Genomic DNA, 18,814 nt, shown 5'->3' with positions numbered 1-18,814 from the left:
GACGTCGTGATCTCGTCGTAGGTCGTCGTCCCCTGGTCGACGTCGACCGTGCCCAGCCGCTCCTCGAGCGTCTCGTCGAAGACCTGCACGCTCCAGCCCTGCTCGGCGACCGAGTCCGGCACGGTGAGGGAGATGGCCGCACCGGGCGAGACCTCGAGGATCGGCGGGGTGGTCTCGTAGCGCTGGCCCTCGCCGTCGAGGCAGAACTGCGTCGGGCGCACGGCGACGTCCTGCGCGCCGACCTCGACGCCGACCTCGCCCGGGCCGTCCGGCTCCCCGCCACAGCCGACCAGCAGGAGCAGGAGCAGGGCGGGGGCGGCCGTCCTCACGACCACGAGGGGCCGACCGGCCCGGTCGGTGCGTCGGGGGAGACGGCGACCGTCACGGGCCGCCCGCCTCGGTAGAGGCTCCAGACGATGAGGCCGACGGCGAGGACGAGCAGGGCCGCGGCGACGGTGAAGCCGAGCCAGCCGGTGGGTGGTAGCGCGATGCCGAAGGCGCCCCCGACGACCCAGGCGAGCTGGAGCAGCGTCTCGGACCGGGCGAACGCCGACGCGCGCAGGTTCTCGGGGACCTCCCGCTGGATGATCGCGTCGAGGGAGACCTTGCCGAGCGCATTCGTGATGGCCGCGACGCCGGCCACCGCCACCGCCATCGCGAAGCTGAAGAAGAAGGCGGCCAGCACGGTGACCGCCGTGGCCCCGGCCGCCGAGATCAGCACCACCCGGTCGGGGTCGGCGTTGTGGAGCCGGGAGCCGGCGGCGGTGCCGGCGAAGCTGCCCACGCCGGCCGCGGCGGCGACCGCGCCCAGGGCGAGCGTCGCCTCCCAGCCGCCGTCGAAGCTGTCCTGGATCAGGAACGCGGAGAAGATGGTGAGGAAGCCGCCGAGGCCGCGCAGCGCGGTGTTGGCCCGCAGCGCGAGGACGACGTGCGGGCTCACCCGCCGGCGCCGCCCGGCGGGGACGGGGATCTCGGCGGTCGTGAACACGTCGGCCGGCTGCTCGCCGGTGGGGATGTCGACGTGCCGGGGCAGCCGCACCGCCAACGTGCCGGCCACGACGAAGACGCAGGCGGTCACCCCGAGTTCCCAGTCGAAGCCTAGGACGGCGGCGATGCCCGCCCCGATGGCACCGGCCACCCCGGCGGTGGCCAGCCCGAACACCGAGAGCCGGGCGTTGGCCGACGTCAGGGACATCGCCTGCGGCAGCACCCGGGGGACGACGGCGGCGCGCAGCACGTTGTGCGACTTCGACAGCACGAGGACGCCGAGCGCGGCGGGGTAGAGCCAGAAGTCGTCGAAGTGGCTCATCATCACCAGCGCCAGGAAGGCCCGGCCCAGGTGGCTGGCCGCGATGGCCCACCGGCGGCCGCGCTGCAGCCGGTCCAGCGCCGGCCCGATCACCGGCGCCAGGACGGCGAACGGCGCCATGGTGACGAGCAGGTAGAGCGCGACGTTGCTGCGCTGGGCGTCGGTGGTGGCGGCGAAGAACAGCGTGCCGGCGAGCGAGACCGCGATCATCGCGTCGCCGGCCATGTGCAGGGCGTTGACCCAGAGCAGCTGCGTCAGCCCGCTCTCCCCGGCGCCGTCGGCCCGGCTGGCGGCGCGGACGCGGCGGGCCGCGGCGGCGGTCAGCTCCTTGGAGCGCGCGGCTGCCACGCGGGTGACGGTGACCTTCTGCCCGTTGCCCCCGGTATGCCCGTTGCTCGGCACCGCCGGGTCGGGGATGACGTCCGTGGGGTGTTCGTCGGGCCGTGGCTGCGCGCCGGCCACCGGGAGCGGCCGGGTCGTCGGCCGCGGGACGGCGAGGGGCGAGGTGTCGCCCCGTTCGGTCCGGGCGGGCCCCGTGCGTCCCGACGTCCGCGCACGCCGGCGCGCACCGGGGGGACGGCGGGAGGCGGGCACGACTCCATCGTGCCGCACGAAGCTGTGCGGACGGGCCGTCGGAGGTGTGGACGCGTCAGGGACAATGGCTGGGTGACCGAGTCCTCCGTACCTCCCCGGTCCGTTCCCAGCGGCGCCGACGCCCTGGTGGGCGCGGTCGAACTGGCCCGCGCGGCCGCTGTCGAGAGCGCCGGCGACGCCGAGCTCGTGGGCGACCACCTGGGTGCGACCCCGGAGCCGGTGGCTCCCGCGACCGACGAGGTCGCACCGGAGGCGCTGGGCGAGGTCCTGACACACACCTTCGCGAGCCGGGTGCCCGGCTACGTGGGGTGGCACTGGGCCGTCACCGTCGCCCGCATCCCCGGCGAGGCGACGGTCACCGTCGACGAGGTCGTGCTGCTCCCCGGCGACGACGCGCTGCTCGCGCCGGCGTGGGTGCCGTGGCACGAACGCCTGCGCCCGGGCGATCTCTCGGTGGGCGACGTCCTGCCCTCCACCGAGGACGACCCGCGCCTCGCGCCCGCCTATGCGGTCGACGACGACTCGGCCGAGGACCCGGAGGGGCGCGTCGTCGCCTTCGAGCTCGGACTCGGCCGCGAGCGCGTCATGTCCGCCGAGGGCCGCGCCGAGGCCGTGGGCCGCTGGGCGGCGGGTGAGTTCGGGCCGGGGTCGTCGATGGCCCGGCACGCGCCCGGACCGTGCGCCACCTGTGGTTTCTGGCTGCCGCTGGCCGGGTCGCTGCGCCAGTCGGTCGGCGCGTGCGGCAACGCCTACGCGCCGGCGGACGGTCGCGTCGTCACCGCCGACTACGGCTGCGGGGCGCACAGCCAGGCCACGCTGGTGGTCAGCGAGCCCACCGAGGTGGTCCTGACGGCGCGGTACGACACCGGCAACTTCGACGTCCTCACCGACTGACGGTCCCGCGGCTCAGCTCAGCGCCGGGTGGAGCAGGATCTCGGTGCCGTCGGGGCGGGAGGTGCGCCATCGTCGGCCGGGTGGGGCGGTGTCGTCGCGTTCGACGCGGAATCCGTGGTGGACCTTGGTGTGGTGGCGTTCGCAGAGCAGCGCCGCGTTGTCGAGGCTGGTCTGCCCGCCGTTGATCCATTCGACGAGGTGGTGGTGGACGTCGCAGAACCACCGCGGCGCCTCGCAGCCGGCGAAGATGCAGTGTCCGTCTCGGTGCTCGACGGCCTTGCGGAGGTGTGGCGGGAAGATTCGTTGCTCTCGGCCGACGTCGATCGGTAATGCGTCGGAGTCCAGGACGATGCTGGTGATGCCGGCGTCGCAGGCGACCCAGCGTGCGCGGGCGGCGGAGAGGGTGGCCCCCAGCCCGGTGGTGGCGGCGCCGTGCCCGGTCGTGGGGTCGGCGAGGTCGTCGAGCCCGAGGGTGACGATGACGTGCGGCTTGACCGTCCGCAGCACCGGCAGCTGCCCCGAGGCCAGCGCCAGATCGCAGAGCTGCACCAGGGCATCGCCGGTGCGCTGGGCCCGCGTGCGGGTGTCACCGGCGCAGCGCCCGGCGGCGGAGATGGCTTCCAGCGCGGTGGCGACCTTCTCTCCGCCGACGGCGTCGAGGGTGCCGCCGATGGTCCAGGAACCGTCCGGATGCTGGACCAACGTCACGGCCCGCTCCTGGGTGGGATCGGGTTCGGGCCCGTCGGGGTCGAGCTTGCTCAGGTAGTCGCCCACGGCGATCTGCAGGTCGCGGTGGGTGCCGGTGGCTGCCAGCTGCAGCAGCGCGGCTTCCACCTGGCCGACGTCGATGCCTTGGGCCGTGGCCCGGTCGAGGTTCTCGGGCTTGGCGATCTCGGCGATCACCTCGACCTGGTCGGGGCCGATCTGACCGTCGGCGAACGCAGCGCCGGTGGCGGGCAGCTGCTCCAGCCGCCGGCCCTGGGTGACCAGCCGTCCGGCCAGGGCGCCGGAGGCGCGGGCGTGCCCGCGCAGCCACGACTTCATCGTCTTGGCCCCGTCGTGCTCGGCGGAGCAGCGTGCGTCGGCGCGCCGCACCGCCCGGGTCAGTTGGGCGGTGATGCGGTTGTGCGCGGCGAGCAGGTCACCGACATGAGCGAGCAGCTCACCGTCGGAGAGTTCGTCGAGGTCGGTCATGGCGAGCGCGTCCAGGGCCGACTGCAGCTCGCTCATCACGCCTCCCCATCCCTCGAACAACTGATCGAAGAATAGCGAGCACCCACGACAGGAGTCGGCGCATCAGCGCAGGTCAAAGCCTCTCCACAGATCGTGGCGGGGTCTTGCGGAAAGGTCGCCTACGGGATGTCGGTGCTGGGCCGTCAACGTCCGCCCGGCTCGGAGCGCCGACGGGGGAGCTGGCCCTGCAGCTTCATGACCCACAGGCCCAGGAGGGCGAGGGCGATGGCGGCGACGCAGGTCCAGGTCCACATGCGGTCCACCCGGTCGCCGAGGATCAGCAGGACGCCCAGTGCGACCACCCAGACGCCGATGCCGACCAGCACGACGCGGGCGGTGTCGACCTGGAGCGGTGGCGGGGCCTGCTTCGTGGGTCCGGGCACGGACCGAGCCTAGGTCTCAGGTCGATCACTCTCGTCCCCCACGGGCATTCGATGTGGCACGCTGTCGCCGCTCGTAGCCAGTCCGCCGCACCCGGTTCGGTCGCCTCTCCGCGTCCGGCCAGGTCAGTGGCCCGTCGTCCCGGGAGTCCTAATGGCTCAGAAGTCCCGCCCCTCCAAGGGCTCCAGCGCGGCGGGGGCCGCTGGACGCGGCGGCCGGACCGCCGACAGCGGGACGCCTGCCGACGTCGTCGACGGCCCGGTGGGCACCCGCCGGAGCCCGGGCCCCCAGGTCCGGCCGAAGAACGGCGTGGACCGCTACTTCGCCATCAGCGTCCGGGGTTCGACGCTGAGCCGCGAGCTGCGCGGTGGCCTCACGACCTTCTTCACGATGGCCTACATCGTCGTGCTCAACCCGATCATCCTGTCGGGCGCCGACATCAGCGGGACGACGCTGCCCTTCGCGTCCGTCGCCGCCGTCACCGCGCTCCTCGCCGGCGTCCTGACGATCCTCATGGGTGTCGTCGGCCGCTACCCGTTCGCGGTGGCCACCGGGCTCGGCATCAACGCGATCGTCGCCGTCTACGCGGCCACCCAGCTCTCCTGGCCCGAGATCATGGGCCTGATCGTGCTCGAGGGCCTGCTCATCACGCTGCTGGTGCTCACCGGTTTCCGGCGTGCGGTGTTCGAGGCCATCCCGCCGCAGCTGAAGACGTCCATCGCCGTCGGCATCGGCTTCTTCCTGACGATCATCGGGCTGGTCGACGCGGGCTTCATCCGCCGCGCCCAGGAGGGCGTCGTCCCGATCAGCTTCGGGATCAACGGTCAGCTCGCGGGCTGGCCGCTGCTGGTCTTCGTCATCGGCCTGCTGCTGACCAGCGTGCTCGTCGTCCGCAAGGTCAAGGGCGCCCTGCTGATCGGCATCGTCGCCACCACGGTCGTGGCGATCATCGTCGAGGCGATCGCCGACATCGGCCCCACCTTCACCGACGACGGCGTGAACCCGCGCGGCTGGGCGCTGCAGGTGCCGACCCTGCCCGACAGCATCGTCGCGACCCCGGACTTCTCGCTGCTCGGCAACTTCTCGCTCTTCGGCGGCTTCGACCGGATCGGCGTCCTCGCCGCGCTGCTGATCGTCTTCTCGATCATGATCGCGGACTTCTTCGACACGGTCGGGACGGTCACCGCCGTCGGCGCCGAGGGCGGCCTGCTCGACAAGGACCGCAACCTGCCCAAGGCGCAGCCGGTGCTGCTGGTCGACTCGCTCGCCGCGGCCGCGGGTGGCGCGGGCAGCGTCTCGTCGAACACGACCTACATCGAGAGCGCCTCCGGTGTGGCCGACGGTGCGCGCACCGGCCTCGCCAGCGTGGTCACCGGCGTCCTCTTCCTGATCGCGACGCTGTTCAGCCCGCTCGTCCAGGTGGTGCCCTCGGAGGCCGCGGCGCCGGTGCTGGTCATCGTCGGTGCGCTGCTGATCAGCCAGATCAAGGACCTGGTCTGGGACGACCTGTCCCTCGTGATCCCCGCGTTCCTCACCATCGCGCTGATGCCGTTCACCTACTCGATCACCAACGGGATCGGTGCCGGCGTCGTCAGCTTCGTCCTGCTCCGGATGGCGGTCGGACGTCGCCGCGACATCCACCCGCTCATGTGGGTCATCGCCCTGCTGTTCGTCGTCTACTTCGCCCTGGAGCCGTTGCAGCAGCTGATCTAGATCCTGAGTTAAGCTAAGCATCGTGGACGGCGGGGCACGGTGAGCAGGACGACGCTGGACACGGCGGCTCTCGCGCACGACCTGCGCCTCGCGGTCATGCGGTTCTCCCGGCGGCTGCGCAACCAGCGGGTGGACACCTCGGTGACCCTCACCCACCTGGCGGCGCTGTCGACGCTCAAGCGGCACGGTCCGATGAGCCCCGGCGAGCTCGCCGCTCACGAGCGGGTCCAGCCGCCGTCGATGACGCGGGTCGTCGTGGCGCTCGAGGGCATGGGCATGGTCACCCGCACGCCGCACCCCACCGACGGGCGGCAGGTGATCATCGGCCTGACGCCGGCTGCCGACGAACTCCTGTCCGCCGAGGCGCGCGCCCGCGAGGCGTGGCTGAGCGAACGGCTGCACGAACTGGCGCCGGAGGAGCGCGAGGTGCTCCGCGAGGCCGCGGTCATCATCGACAAGCTGGCCAGTGGGTGACCTGAACGAGTACTGACCGCAGCGACGAGCACCGATCCGGGTCGTTCCGCGCCCTCCGGGTGCGCAACTTCCGGATCTACGCCTCGGCGAACCTGGTCAGCCTCACCGGCACCTGGATGCAGCGCATCGGCCAGGACTGGCTGGTGCTGCAGCTCTCCGGCGACAGCGGCATCGCGCTCGGCCTGATCACCGCGCTGCAGTTCGGTCCGACGCTGCTGCTGAGCATGTACGGCGGCGTGCTGGCCGACCGCTACGCCAAGCGTCGGCTCCTGATCGTCACCCAGGCGCTGATGGGCGTGCTCGCCCTGGTCCTCGGTGTCCTCGTGGCCACCGATGCCGTTGCCCTCTGGCACGTGTTCGTCCTCGCCGGCGGGCTCGGCGCCGTCGCGGCGATCGACGCCCCGGTCCGTCAGGCCTTCGTCTCCGAGATGGTGGGCCCCGACCTGCTCGCGAACGCGGTGAGCCTCAATTCCACGATCTTCAACGGCGCCCGCCTGGTGGGGCCGTCGCTCGCCGGCCTGCTGATCGCCGCCGCCTCGGGCAACACGGCACCGGCCTTCTTCGTCAACGCGGCCAGCTTCGCCTTCACGATCGCAGCGCTCGCCGGGATGCGCGCCGCGGAGCTGCGGCCGAGCCCGCCGGTCGCCCGTGCGGGGGGGCAGCTGCGCGAGGGGCTGGCCTACACGTGGGCGCACCCGGACCTCGTCCTGGCGATGGTGCTGGCGTTCGTGATCGGGACCTTCGGGTTCAACTACCAGGTGACCATCGCCCTGATGGCCCGGGAGCAGTTCGATCTCGGCGCCGAGGCGTTCGGTCTGCTGTCCACCTTCTTCGCCGTCGGCTCGCTGAGCGGTGCCCTCCTGTCGACCCGCCGCAGCGTCCGGCCCCGGCAGCGCTTCCTCGTGATCTCGGCCGTGGTGTTCGGGCTGCTCACGATCGTCGCCGGGCTGATGCCCGGGTACGCCTCGTTCGCGGCGCTCCTGGTGCCCACCGGGGCCGCGGCGCTCGTCTTCAGCGTGGCCAACAACAGCTTCGTCCAGCTCGGCGTCGACCCCCACATGCGCGGCCGGGTCATGGCGCTGTACTTCATGTGCTTCATGGGCGGCACGCCGGTCGGGGCGCCGCTGATCGGCCTCATCGCCGAGCACCTCGGCCCCCCGTGGGGGCTGATCCTCGGCGGGGCGGTGTGCGTGGTGGCCGGCGTCGCGGCCGCGGCCGTCCTCGCCCGCGGCCGTCGGATCCGGGTCGAGGCCGGGCTGGCGCCACCGCGGCTCCGGCTGCGCGTCGGTGAACGGGGGACGTCGGTCGCCTCGGCGCGGCTGCGCGCGGCGGAGGAGGCGACGGCCGAGCGGACGCCGGGCCAGCAGGTGGCCAACGGCTGAACAGCACGGCAGGCCGTTGCGGGAGTACCGTTCGCCCATCCCTTCGTGGGGGTCCGGGGAGGCGACGTGGCCGGCTCGATCCTGCAGATCGCTGCGATGACCGCTGTCGTCGCAGCCGTGTTCGCGGGCACCGGCCCGCTCCTCCGCGCGATGGGGCGCCTTCTGGACCGGCCCCGCCGCGCCCGGCAACTCGAGACCTCGCGGCGGCCGATCCAGGTGGTGGCCGCCGACGTCCGCCGCCTCGCCCGTCAGCTGTCCCTGGTCCCTGCCGGCGCCCCCATGGCCCGCCGCCGCGCACTGGCCGCCGCCTACGACGACGTGCTCGTGGAGGCTGCCGCGCTCCTGGACATCGAACACGAACTGCGGACGACGCCCGACGGCCCCGCGCGCGACGTCGAGCGCTTCCGCCTCCTCGCGCATCTCGAAGGAGCCGGGCTGGCGGTGCGCGCCTGAGCCCGCCGGGCCGCCGGCTCTTCTTCGCCGTCGATCCACCGGTCGGGGCACTCGCCGACCTCGATCGTGCCGTGGACCCCCTCCGCGATGCGCCCGGGGCGCCGAGCTGGACCGCGCCCGAGCGCTGGCACCTCACCCTGCTGTTCCTGGGCAGGGTGGCCGACGAGCACGTCCCGCGCCTCGCGGCCGCGGCCGGGCCGGCGGTGGCCACCGCCCCCCCGATGACCCTGTGGCTGTTCGGCGGCGGGCGGTTCGGCTCGCTCCGTCGTCCCCAGGTGGCCTGGGCCGGCCTGGACGGCGACGTCCGGCCGCTCGTCGAGCTGGCCGGCCGGCTGTCGGCCGCCGCCCGGTCGCTCGATCTGCCCGTGGAGGACCGGCCGTTCCGGCCGCACCTCACCCTCGGGCGATGGCGGCCGGGCCGGCCCGCCGACGGTGCGCTGACCGACCGGCTGGCGCACTACCGGGGACCGGCGTGGGCGGTGACCGAGGTGCGGCTGCTGGAGAGCCACCTCGGTCCCAAGCCGACGTACGAGACGCTCAGCGCCTGGCCGGTCGGCTGACTCACCAGGCGTACTCCATGGGCGCGGCCTCGTAGCCCGGGAAGATCTCGTCCAGCCGGGCAAGGGCCGCCTCGTCGAGCCCGACGTCGAGGGCGGCCAGCGACCCCGAGAACTGTTCCATGGTCCTCGGACCGACGATCGGTGCGGTCACCGCCGGCTGGTGCAGCAGCCAGGCCAGGCCGACGTCCGCCGGCGCGCGACCGAGCTCTCGGCAGAACGCCTCGTACTGCTCGAGGGCCGGGCGGTGCTTCTCCACCCGCTTCTGGTTGCGCTCCTCGTTGCGCCGGCCGCCGCCTCCGTCATCCGAGCCGGCCTTCTCCAGCACCCCGGCCAGGAGGCCGCCGGCGAGCGGGCTCCACGGGATGATCCCGACGCCGTAGTGCTGGGCGGCAGGGACCACCTCCAGCTCCACGTGCCGGGTGAGCAGGTTGTAGTGCGACTGCTCGCTGACCAGACCCTGAAAGTTGCGGCGGGAGGCCGTCTCGTTGGCCGCCACGATCTGCCAGGCCGCGTGGTTGGACGAGCCGACGTAGAGCACCTTGCCCTGGGCGACGAGCGTCTCGCAGGCCTGCCAGATCTCCTCCCACGGCGTGCGCAGGTCGACGTGGTGGAACTGGTACAGGTCGATCCAGTCGGTCCGCATCCGGCGCAGGGACCCCTCGCACGCCCGGACGATGTTGCGGGCCGACAGGAAGGTGTCGTTGGGCCAGTCCGTCATCGAGCCGTAGACCTTGGTCGCGAGCACCGTCTTCTCGCGCCGCTCGCCGCCCTGGGCGAACCAGGTGCCCAGCACCTCCTCGGTGCGCCCCTTGCCGGCGTCGAAGCCGTAGACGTTGGCAGTGTCGAAGAAGTTGACGCCCTCGGTGTGCGCGCGGTCCATGATCGCGTGCGAGTCGGCCTCCTCGGTCTTCCAGCCGAAGTTCATGGTGCCCAGGCACAGGCGGGAGACCGTGAGGCCGCTGCGGCCGAGGTGCGTGTGATCCATGGGAAGCCACCCTGGCACCCTGGTCGGCGTGCCGCAGGATCAGCAGGATCAGTTCGCGTTCGACGCCGCCACCACCGTCCGGAGGACCGAGGGCGGTGGCCTGATCACCGAGCTCGATCCCGGCTGGGACGTCGGCGGCGGCATCCTCAACGGCGGCTACCTGCTGTCGGTGGCCGCGCGGGCCGCGGTGCTGGAGAGCCCGCACCCCCACGCGGTGGGGCTGGCTGCCAGCTACCTCCGCGCGCCGGCGGCCGGCCCCGCCACCCTGTCCGTGCAGTCCGGTCCGGCCGGCCGGACCCTCGCCCACTCCCTGGTGACCCTCGCCGACGACGGCGGTCCGGCGCTCACGGTCCAGGTGACGACGGCGACGCTCGGCTCCCACCCGTCCGCCTATGCCGAGCCCATGCCCGACGTCCCTCCGGTCGAGGAGTGCTTCTCCCTCGCCGAGCACCGGCACCTGGCCCCGCCCGGGGTGCAGGTGCCGGGCCTGTCGTTGCGCGTCGACACCCGGCTGGACATCGCCACGGCCGGCTGGGCGTTCGGCCAGCCGTCGGGGGAGCCGGTGCTGCGCGCGTGGATGCGGTTCACCGACGGCCGCGAGCCCGACCCGCTGGCCCTGGTCACCTTCGCCGACGCCCTGCCGCCGACCAGCTTCGCCCTGGGCAACCTCGGCTGGGCGCCGACGGTCCAGCTCCAGGTGCTGGTGCGGGCACTGCCGGCGCCGGGCTGGTGCCTGGTCGAGGCGCGCTCCAGCGAGATCGCCGATGGCTGGGCCGACGAGGACTACCGGATCTGGGACTCCACCGGCCGCCTGGTCGCCCAGAGCCGCCAGCTGGCCCGCACGCCGCGGGGCTAGCGTGGCAGGTCGATGTCGCCGGTCAGGTATCGCTGCACGTTCGGGCCGATCGTCTCGATGAGCCACGTGGGCTGTGCCGAGGCCAGTGGCTCGAGCTTCAGCACGTAGCGGCCCATGACCAGGCCGATGAGCTGCGAGGCGGCCAGCGCCCCACGGACCTCGCGCTCACGGGCGGGCATGTCGAGAGTGCCCACGACCCGCCGCAGCACCTGGGTCACGAGGAACTCCCGCAGGAGCTTCGCCGTCCACTCGTTGCCGACGGCGGAACGGACCAGCGCGAGGGCGGCCGGCTGCATCGGCCCGTCCCAGACGCGCAGGAGCATCCGGACGACGTTCTCGCCGAGGTTGGCCCGCCCGCCCGCAAGGACCTCGGGCAGGAAGTCGGCGGGGTTCGCCGGCGCGTGGACGGCGGCCAGGAACAGCTTGTCCTTGTTGCCGAAGTAGTGGTGCACCAGCGCCGGGTCCACGCCCGCGGCCGTGGCGATCCCGCGGATGGTGGCGCCGTCGAACCCGCGCTCGGCGAACGCGGCCCTGGCCGCCGTGAGGACGGCGTCCCGGGTGTCGGGGTTCCCGGGGCGCCGTCCCGACCGTCGAGCGGGTTGCGCGGTGCTCAGGTGGTCCTCCTCCGGAGGGTCGCCGCCGCGAGCGCGAGGGCGAGCAGGGCGGCACCGGCCACGATGGCGATGTCCCGCCACATGATGCCGGTCTCGGCCGCGGACCTGCCGACCTCCCGGAGCGCCTCGACGGCGTAGGTCAGCGGGAGGACGTCGCTGATCGCCTGCAGCCAGCCGGCCATCTGGTCGCGGGCGACGAGCAGACCGCAGAGGAAGAACTGCGGCAGCACGATCACCGGCATGAACTGCACCGCCTGGAACTCGCTGCGGGCGAAGGCACTGGCGAGCAGCCCGAGGGCCACCCCCAGGACGGCGTCGACGACGGCGATGAGGACGACGAGCCAGATGGAGCCGGCGACGTCGAGGTCGTAGACGGTCGTCGCGACGGTCACCGTGATCACCGCCTGCAGGGCCGCGGCGAGCCCGAAGGCCAGCCCATAGCCCAGCAGCAGGTCGAGGCGGGCGAGCGGTGTGGTGAGCAGCCGCTCGAGCGTGCCGGAGGTGCGTTCCCGGAGCATCGCGATGCTCGTGACGAGGAACATCACGACGAAGGGGAAGATGCCGAGCATCGTGAGGCCCACCCGGTCGAAGGTGCTCGGCTGACCGGGGAGCGTCGGCAGGTCCTTCCACAGCAGGTAGAGCAGCCCGAGCAGCAGGCTGGGGAGAACCAGCAGCATCGCCACGGTGCGGTGGTCGTGCCGGAGCTGGCGCAGCACCCGCCCGGCGGTCGACGCCGCGAGCCGGGGGCTCAGGTGCGTGGCCGGGCGCTGGACCGTGGTGGCGGTCATGCCGCCACCTCCTCACGAGCCCGGACCAGATTGAGGAACGCCGCTTCCAGGTCGTCGGAGCGACCGTCGGCGCGCAGTTGAGCCGGGGTGGAGTCGGCGATCAGCTCGCCGGCGCGGAGCAGGAGCAGCCGGTCGCAGCGGGCCGCCTCGTCCATCACGTGGCTGGAGACGATCAGCGTCGTCCCTGCGCGAGCGAGGGCGTGGAACCTCTCCCACAGCTCCACCCGCAGCACCGGGTCCAGGCCGACGGTCGGCTCGTCGAGCACGAGCACCTCCGGGGCGCCGATGAGCGCGCAGGCCAGCGAGACGCGGCCCTGCTGTCCGCCCGACAGGTCGCGGACGAGCTGACCGGTGGCGTCGGTGAGCCCGACGTCGGCGATCGCGGCGTCGGCCTCCCTCCCGCCCATCCCGTGGAGCGAGGCGAAGTAGCGGGCGTTCTCGCGCACCGTGAGGTCCTCGTACACGCTGGGCGCCTGGGTCACGTAGCCGACGCGCGTGCGCAGCGCGGGGGAGCCGGCGGGCTCGCCCAGCACGGTCACCTCCCCGGAGCGCACGACCTGCACCCCGACGATCGCGCGCATGAGCGTGGTCTTGCCGCTGCCACTGGGGCCGAGCAGGCCGGTCACCTCCCCCGCGGGGACGGCGAAGCTCAGGCCGGGCAGCACCCGACGGCGGCCGCGTTCGACGACCAGATCGGTGACGGTGACGGCGTCCATGACGCACCCTCCACAACTCAACAGCTGATGAACTCAACGCTAGATGAGTTATAGGAAGGCGTCAACGGAGACCTAGGTCCCTGCGGCCGGAACCGCCATTCCGGCCGCCCCGGACCGCGACCAGAAACGCCATTTCGGCTGCGGGGATGATCACGGGGTGCCCGCACCCGTCGTCATCACCGATCCAGCGGATCCGCGGGTGGCCGACTTCCGTGACCTGAAGGCCGGCGACCGGCCGGCCGGGACCCCGCGCGGGACGGGGACGGTGATCGTCGAGGGCGTCCCGGCCGTCGAGCGGCTGCTCGCGTCGCCGTACCGGGTGCGGGCGGTGTTCGGCGTGCCGGGGCGGGTGGCCGCGCTCGACCTGCCCGACGACGTGCCGGCCTACGAGGCGGACAAGTGGGTGCTCTCCGACGTCATCGGGTTCCGGCTCACGCGGGGCGTGGTCGCGTCGGCCGACCGGCGCCCGCCCGCCGACCTCGACGCGCTGCTCGCGGGCCCGGATCCGGCGGCGCCGCGCCGTCTCGCCGTCCTCGAGGCGCTCAACGACGCCGAGAACCTCGGCTCCATCGCGCGCTCGGCGCTGGCGCTCGGGGTGGACGGGTTGCTGCTCGACCCGCAGTGCGCAGACCCGCTCTACCGCCGGTCGGTGCGGGTGTCGATGGGGCACGTGCTGGCGCTGCCGTTCGCCGTCCTCCCGGAGTGGCCCGGCGACCTCGGGCGGCTGCACGCCGCCGGCTACACCACCGTGGCGCTGACCCCGGCGGAGGACGCCGTCGACCTGGCCGACGTCGACCCGTTCGCCCACCCGCGGACGGCGGTGCTGCTCGGCGCCGAGGGGCCGGGTCTCACGCCGGAGGCTCAGCGGGCGGCCACGGTGCGGGCCCGCATCCCGATGCGGCCGGGTGTCGACTCACTCGGAGTCGCCGCCGCGGCCGCCATCGCCTTCGCGACGCTGCGCTGATGAAGGACCCCCAGCCCCCCACCACTCGCGGGCTCGCGGCGGGCCCCTGCAGGGGGCCTAACCGCGCAGGGAGAAGCGGGCGAGCCGCGCGCGGGCGTCCTCGGCGAAGGCCGGGTTGCACATGACGTCGTAGCGGCTGGCCGTGATCCGGCTGGTGCTCGTGAAGTCCCGTCGTCCCTGGGTGGCGCGGTAGCCCATCCACCCGAACAGGGCACCGAAGAGCAGACCGACCAGCAGACCGGTGAGCACCGAGCCGATCCAGCCGGCGCCGTCGGTGGAGAAGATGCCGAGGAGCAGGCCGACGAAGAGGCCCCACCAGGCGCCCCCGGCCGCGCCGGCGGCGATCGCCCGGCCCTGGGTGAGGCGGCCGGTCACGGTCTCGACCATGCGCAGGTCGGTCCCGATGATCGTCACGTTCTCGACGGGGAACTTCTCGTCCGACAGGTAGTCGACGGCGGCCTGGGCCTGCTCGTAGCTGTCGTAGGAACCGACCTGGACGCCGCCCAGGGGCATCGACACCGAAGCACTCATGCCCGGTGAACGACCGGGCTGACCGGGCTGTTCCACTCAGACCAGGCTGTCCGCCCACGCCCGGTGGAGATCGGCGAACCGGCCCACCCCGGCGACGAGGTCGGCGGGGGAGCCGTCCTCGACGATGCGCCCGTCCTCCATGACCAGCACCCGGTCGGCGATCTCCACCGTCGACAGCCGGTGGGCGATGATCAGCGCCGTCCGGTCGGCCAGCAGCGTCTGCAGCGCGTGCTGCACCAGCCGCTCGCTGGGCACGTCGAGCGAGCTGGTCGCCTCGTCGAGGATCAGCACCGCGGGGTCGGCGAGGAAGGCCCGCGCGAAGCTGACCAGCTGCCGCTGCCCCGCCGACAGCCGCCCGCCCCGCTTGCGGACGTCGGTGTCGTAGCCCTCCGGCAGGCCCGTGATGAACGCGTGCGCCCCGATGGCGCGCGCCGCCTCCTCCACCTCCGCGCGGGTGGCCCCGGGGCGGCCGAACCCGATGTTGTCGGCGACGGTGCCGGAGAACAGGAAGCTCTCCTGGGTCACCATGACGACGGCCCGGCGCAGGTCGTCGTCCGCCAGCCGGTCCAGCGGCACGCCGTCGAGCCGCACGGCGCCGTCCAGCGGGTCGTAGAACCGCGCCGCGAGCCGGGCGAGCGTCGACTTTCCCGCGCCGGTCGCGCCGACGAGCGCCACCGTCTCGCCCGCCGGGATGGTCAGGTCCAGGCCGGCGAGGACGGTGCGCGCGGTGTAGCCGAACCGCACGGCGTCGAACACCACCTCGCCGTGCGCGGCGGGCAGCGGCACCGGCTCGGCGGGCTCGGGCACCGTCGGGCGCTCCTCGAGGACGCCGGACAGCTTCTCCAGCGCGGCGGTGGCCGACTGGTAGGAGTTGTAGAACATGGCCACGTCCTGCAACGGGTCGAAGAACCGCCGCAGGTAGAGCAGGAACGACACGAGGACGCCGACCTCGAGGTCGCCGTCCATCACCCGGAGCGCGCCGTAGCCGAGGACGGCGACGGTGACCAGGTTGCCGATCAGCGTCACCGCGGGCACGAACACCGCGATCAGCCAGAAGGCGCGGTCGTGGGCGAGCCGGTTGTCCTCGTTCAGGACGGCGTTCAGCTCGTCGTTGCGCGGCTCCCGCCGGAACGCCTGCACCGCACGGATGCCGCCGAACGTCTCGGTGAACTGCACGATCAGCGCGGCGACCGTCTCGCGGGTGCGACGGTAGGCGGCCGTGGAGTTGCGCTGGAACCACCGCGCCACCAGGAACAGCGGCGGGAACCCGAGGAGGGCGACCAGGCCGAGCGGTGGATCGAGGACGACCAGCACCACGCCGATGGTGAGCACGCTGAACAGCGCGGTCACCAGGTTGTCCAGGCCCTCGTCGAGCAGCTCCGCGAGCGCCTCGACGTCGCTGGTCAACCGGCTGATCGTCTTGCCCGAGGTGTAGCGCTCGTGGAAGGACAGCGGCAGCCGCTGGACGTGCCGGAACACCCGCCGCCGCAGGGTCAGCAGCACGGCCTGCCCGACCCGGCCGGACCAGGTGAGGAAGACGTACCGCAGCACGGTGTCCAGGACGGCCGCGGCCAGCATGGCGACGGTGATGAACACCAGCGGCCAGGCGTTCCCGTCGATCAGCGCGGGGACGGCGACGTCGATGCCGACGCCGACGAGGAACGGGCCCGCCAGCCAGGCCACGTTCTGCACGGTGATCGTGGCCAGCAGGCCCCACAGCGACCGCTTGTGCGGGGCCAGCAGCTCGCCGAGCAGCCGGCGCGAGCGCGCCCGCAGGAAGACGCCGGCACCGGTGGACAGCTCCTCGCGGTCCTCGGTGGCGACGCCGCGCCAGCTCTCGTGATCGTCGGGAGGCGGCTCGCTCATCGGACGGCCTCGACCAGCTCGCTGTCCTGCGCCAGCAGGTCGCGGTACTCGGGCACCTCGGCGAGCAGGTCGCTGTGCCGGCCGACCGCGGTGACGCGGCCGCCGGCGAGCAGGGCGACCCGGTCGGCGAGCAGCACGGTCGAGGGGCGGTGGGCGACGACGAGCGCCGTCGTCCCGGCGAGGACGTCGCGCAGGGCGGCCTCCACCAGCGCCTCGGTGTGGACGTCGAGGGCCGAGAGGGGGTCGTCGAGGACGAGCACCGACGGCCGGCCGAGGACGGCGCGGGCGAGCGCCAGCCGCTGCCGCTGGCCGCCGGACAGGGACATCCCCTGCTCGCCGATGCGGGTGGCCAGGCCCCACGGCAGGTCGTGCACGAACTGGGCCTGCGCCACCCGCAGCGCCTCCTGGACATCGGCCTCGGTGGCGTCCGGGCGGCCCAGCGTGAGATTCTCGCGCACGCTCATCGAGAACAGCGTCGCGTCCTCGAACGCCGTGGCCACGACGCTGCGGAGCTGGCTCAGCGGCAGGTCCCGGACGTCGACGCCGTCCAGGGTCACCCGCCCGGCGGTGACGTCGTAGAGGCGGCCCACGAGTGCGGTCAGCGTCGTCTTGCCCGAGCCGGTGGCGCCGACGAGGGCCACCGTCTCGCCGGGCGCGACGTCGAGGTCGACGCCGTCCAGCACGGGCGAGGACGTGCCGGGGTAGGTGAAGCCGGCGCCCTCGAACCGCAGCCGCGCGGGCGAGCCGACGGCGGCGGGGACGACGCCCGGCCGGTCGGTGACGGTGACCGGGGCGTCGAGGAGCTCGCCGATCCGGTCGCAGGCGCTGGCGGTCTCCTGCGCGAAGGCGAAGAGGAAGCCCAGGGACAGGATCGGCCAGAGCAGCACGGTGAACAGCGCGACGAAGCCCACCAGCCCCCCGACGGTGAGCGCGCCGGTGTTCACCGCCACCGCGCCGCCGACCAGGATCAGGGCGAGGGTCACCTGCGGGTGGAACTCGAAGACGCACCACAGGAGCGCCAGCGTCCGCACCTTGTCGAGCTCCAGGCGCCGCAGCCGCGTGGCCTTCGCGTCGTACCGGTCGAAGACCAGCCCGCTGCGGCCGAGGGACTTGACCACCCGGATGCCCTGCACCGCCTCCTCGACGTCGGTGGTCAGCTCGCCCTGCTCGTCCTGCACCAGGCGGGCCTGCAGGTTGTAGCGCCGCTCCCAACGCAGCCCGAGCACGGTCAGCGGGACGGTGGTGAGGAGCACCGCCAGGCCCAGCGGCCAGTACGTGACGATGAGCAGCGCGAGGACGACGACGCAGGTGACCAGGTTGACCGCCAGGAACACCGCGGCGAAGCCGACGAACCGGCGGACCGTCGAGACGTCGGAGGTCGCCCGGGACAGCAGCTGCCCGGAGGACCAGCGGTCGTGAAAGGCCACCGGTAGCCGCTGCAGCCGCCGGTAGAGCACGTCGCGGAGGTCGCGCTCGATCCGCAGGCAGCTGCGGTTCATCGCCCACCGTCGCAGGAAGAACAGGGCCGCCTCGGCGATCCCGAACAGCAGCGCCAGGCCGACCAGGGGGATCAGACCGGCGCGGTCGCCGGAGGCGATCGGTCCGTCGACCACGGCCGCCGTCAGCAGCGGGACGGCCAGCTGCGCCAGCGTGGCGAGCAGCGCGGCCAGGAAGGTGAGGGCCACGAGACCCCGGTAGGGGCGCGCGAACGGCACCAGCCGGAGGAGTGCGGAGAGCTTCCCCCGGCCGTCGGGGGAGGCGTCGGGGGTGTCGTCCATGGCCCTGCCGAGGCTAGGCCGGGGTACTGACCGAGGCGAACGAAATAAGGACCCTCTGCCCCCCACCGCTCGCAGGCTCGCGGCGGGCCCCTGCAGAGGGCCTAACGGTGCCGGCGGACCCCGAAGACGATGTCCTCCCAGGCCGGGATGCGCGCCCGCGGGTCCTCGTCCTCGGACACCTCGCTGCCGCGGCCGAGGACCACGGTGTCGTGCTCGGCGACCTCGTCGAGCAGGGCCTCGACCGAGCGCTCGTCCGGTGCGCCGCTGGTCGGGTGCACGTCCCGGACCCGCTCGTCCTCGTGCAGGGCCAGGTCCGACGGCAGGACGTCGGGGGTGACGGTGTCGTGGACGAGGTCGTCGGAGCCCCGTCCGGCCTCGCGCACCACCGTGACGCCGCGGCGGACGGGTGCGGCGGCCAGGCCGGCAGGCACGTCCGGGACGACGCGCACGAGGCGGGTGCCCTCGGCGAAGTCCGTGGTCGCGGCGTCGTAGGGGGCGACGGTGCGCGAGGGGATGTCGAAGCTCCAGCGCGTGGTGCCGGACTTCTCACCCGCCTGCCACACGCCGGTGATCTGCCAGGTGCCGTCGTCGGTGCGGTGGGCGTCCCACGTGACGGCGTCGATGTGCAGGTCGATCAGCCGGAGACGGTCGGCCATGAACTGGTGCAGGGCGACGGTGGGGGACCCGTCGGTGAGCCGGACGCGGGCCTCCCGGGCCTGCTCG

General features: G+C 73.4%; 19 protein-coding genes and 1 pseudogene. 8 read left to right on the top strand and 12 right to left on the bottom strand.

From position 1 onward, the window contains the following. Both E4P40_RS19295 and E4P40_RS19290 read right to left on the bottom strand, forming a co-directional pair. Window positions 1-329: DUF2771 family protein (locus tag E4P40_RS19295; RefSeq protein WP_135160122.1), on the bottom strand; the 329-nt coding region annotated here is incomplete at its 3' end. Further along, entirely contained in the window at window positions 326-1,903 is a 1,578-nt protein-coding gene (locus E4P40_RS19290; RefSeq protein WP_135160121.1) for an MFS transporter, read from the bottom strand. The genes E4P40_RS19295 and E4P40_RS19290, both read right to left, overlap by 4 nt. A gap of 72 nt (window positions 1,904-1,975) precedes the next feature. Between E4P40_RS19290 and E4P40_RS19285 the strand changes: the two genes are divergently transcribed. After that, the gene (locus E4P40_RS19285; RefSeq protein ID WP_135160120.1) at window positions 1,976-2,797 is read left to right on the top strand and encodes a DUF3027 domain-containing protein; all 822 of its coding nucleotides are present in this window, start codon (window positions 1,976-1,978) and stop codon (window positions 2,795-2,797) included. 12 nt (window positions 2,798-2,809) lie between these two features. On the opposite strand, the gene E4P40_RS19280 is transcribed toward E4P40_RS19285, so the two are convergent. Further along, entirely contained in the window at window positions 2,810-4,027 is a 1,218-nt protein-coding gene (locus E4P40_RS19280) for an HNH endonuclease signature motif containing protein (protein ID WP_135160119.1), read from the bottom strand. Between the two features lie 146 nt (window positions 4,028-4,173). After that, window positions 4,174-4,413, bottom strand: a complete 240-nt coding sequence (locus E4P40_RS19275) for a DUF2530 domain-containing protein (protein ID WP_135160118.1) — start codon at window positions 4,411-4,413, stop codon at window positions 4,174-4,176. A gap of 151 nt (window positions 4,414-4,564) precedes the next feature. Between E4P40_RS19275 and E4P40_RS19270 the strand changes: the two genes are divergently transcribed. The 5 genes and pseudogenes from E4P40_RS19270 (at window position 4,565) to thpR (ending at window position 8,993) form a co-directional block, all read left to right on the top strand. Further along, a complete protein-coding gene (locus E4P40_RS19270) occupies window positions 4,565-6,124 on the top strand; it encodes an NCS2 family permease (protein WP_135160117.1) in 1,560 nt (519 codons plus the stop codon). A 39-nt stretch (window positions 6,125-6,163) separates the two neighbouring features. After that, on the top strand, window positions 6,164-6,598 hold the full coding sequence (locus E4P40_RS19265; protein WP_135160116.1) for a MarR family transcriptional regulator: 435 nt from the start codon (window positions 6,164-6,166) through the stop codon (window positions 6,596-6,598). A gap of 50 nt (window positions 6,599-6,648) precedes the next feature. After that, a pseudogene (locus E4P40_RS19260) lies at window positions 6,649-7,980 on the top strand (MFS transporter); the annotation flags it as partial. Window positions 7,981-8,046: 66 nt separating this feature from the next. Next, entirely contained in the window at window positions 8,047-8,433 is a 387-nt protein-coding gene (locus tag E4P40_RS19255) for a hypothetical protein (protein WP_135160114.1), read from the top strand. Then, window positions 8,430-8,993: an RNA 2',3'-cyclic phosphodiesterase gene (gene thpR / locus E4P40_RS19250; protein WP_135160113.1), complete on the top strand. Its 564-nt coding sequence runs from the start codon at window positions 8,430-8,432 to the stop codon at window positions 8,991-8,993. The genes E4P40_RS19255 and thpR overlap by 4 nt, the downstream gene beginning before the upstream one ends. Before the next feature lies 1 nt (window position 8,994). Here thpR and E4P40_RS19245 read toward each other — a convergent pair whose 3' ends face one another. Continuing rightward, complete coding sequence (locus E4P40_RS19245) at window positions 8,995-9,978, bottom strand: aldo/keto reductase (RefSeq protein ID WP_135160112.1); 984 nt, start codon at window positions 9,976-9,978, stop codon at window positions 8,995-8,997. On the opposite strand from E4P40_RS19245, the gene E4P40_RS19240 reads away from it, so the two are divergent. Then, entirely contained in the window at window positions 9,977-10,834 is an 858-nt protein-coding gene (locus tag E4P40_RS19240; protein WP_135160111.1) for a thioesterase family protein, read from the top strand. The genes E4P40_RS19245 and E4P40_RS19240 overlap by 2 nt on opposite strands. On the opposite strand, the gene E4P40_RS19235 is transcribed toward E4P40_RS19240, so the two are convergent. The 3 genes from E4P40_RS19235 to E4P40_RS19225 are packed head-to-tail and all read right to left on the bottom strand — an operon-like array spanning window position 10,831 to window position 12,952. Next, a complete protein-coding gene (locus E4P40_RS19235) occupies window positions 10,831-11,529 on the bottom strand; it encodes a TetR family transcriptional regulator (RefSeq protein ID WP_209305418.1) in 699 nt (232 codons plus the stop codon). The two genes, E4P40_RS19240 and E4P40_RS19235, sit on opposite strands and share 4 nt — an antisense overlap. After that, entirely contained in the window at window positions 11,445-12,236 is a 792-nt protein-coding gene (locus E4P40_RS19230) for an ABC transporter permease (RefSeq protein ID WP_209305417.1), read from the bottom strand. Before E4P40_RS19230 ends, E4P40_RS19235 begins: the two co-directional genes overlap by 85 nt. Beyond that, complete coding sequence (locus tag E4P40_RS19225) at window positions 12,233-12,952, bottom strand: ABC transporter ATP-binding protein (RefSeq protein WP_135160110.1); 720 nt, start codon at window positions 12,950-12,952, stop codon at window positions 12,233-12,235. The genes E4P40_RS19230 and E4P40_RS19225 overlap by 4 nt, the downstream gene beginning before the upstream one ends. 157 nt (window positions 12,953-13,109) lie before the next feature. Here E4P40_RS19225 and E4P40_RS19220 point away from each other — a divergent pair, with 157 nt between their 5' ends. Then, window positions 13,110-13,916, top strand: coding sequence for an RNA methyltransferase (locus tag E4P40_RS19220; RefSeq protein ID WP_135160109.1), 807 nt, complete (start codon window positions 13,110-13,112; stop codon window positions 13,914-13,916). Window positions 13,917-13,973: 57 nt separating this feature from the next. On the opposite strand, the gene E4P40_RS19215 is transcribed toward E4P40_RS19220, so the two are convergent. The 4 genes from E4P40_RS19215 to sepH form a co-directional block, all read right to left on the bottom strand. Then, entirely contained in the window at window positions 13,974-14,447 is a 474-nt protein-coding gene (locus E4P40_RS19215) for a general stress protein (protein ID WP_135160108.1), read from the bottom strand. A gap of 36 nt (window positions 14,448-14,483) precedes the next feature. Next, entirely contained in the window at window positions 14,484-16,313 is a 1,830-nt protein-coding gene (locus E4P40_RS19210) for an ABC transporter ATP-binding protein (RefSeq protein ID WP_135160107.1), read from the bottom strand. After that, window positions 16,310-18,091, bottom strand: a complete 1,782-nt coding sequence (locus E4P40_RS19205) for an ABC transporter ATP-binding protein (RefSeq protein ID WP_135160106.1) — start codon at window positions 18,089-18,091, stop codon at window positions 16,310-16,312. Before E4P40_RS19205 ends, E4P40_RS19210 begins: the two co-directional genes overlap by 4 nt. A 101-nt stretch (window positions 18,092-18,192) precedes the next feature. Further along, window positions 18,193-18,814 (bottom strand): septation protein SepH (gene sepH / locus E4P40_RS19200; protein ID WP_135160105.1); only part of this gene is annotated, 622 nt, incomplete at its 5' end.

Source organism: Blastococcus sp. CT_GayMR20 (genome assembly GCF_004570345.1).
The sequence above is the reverse complement of the archived record's forward strand: the minus strand, read 5'-3'. Positions and strand labels throughout refer to the sequence as shown.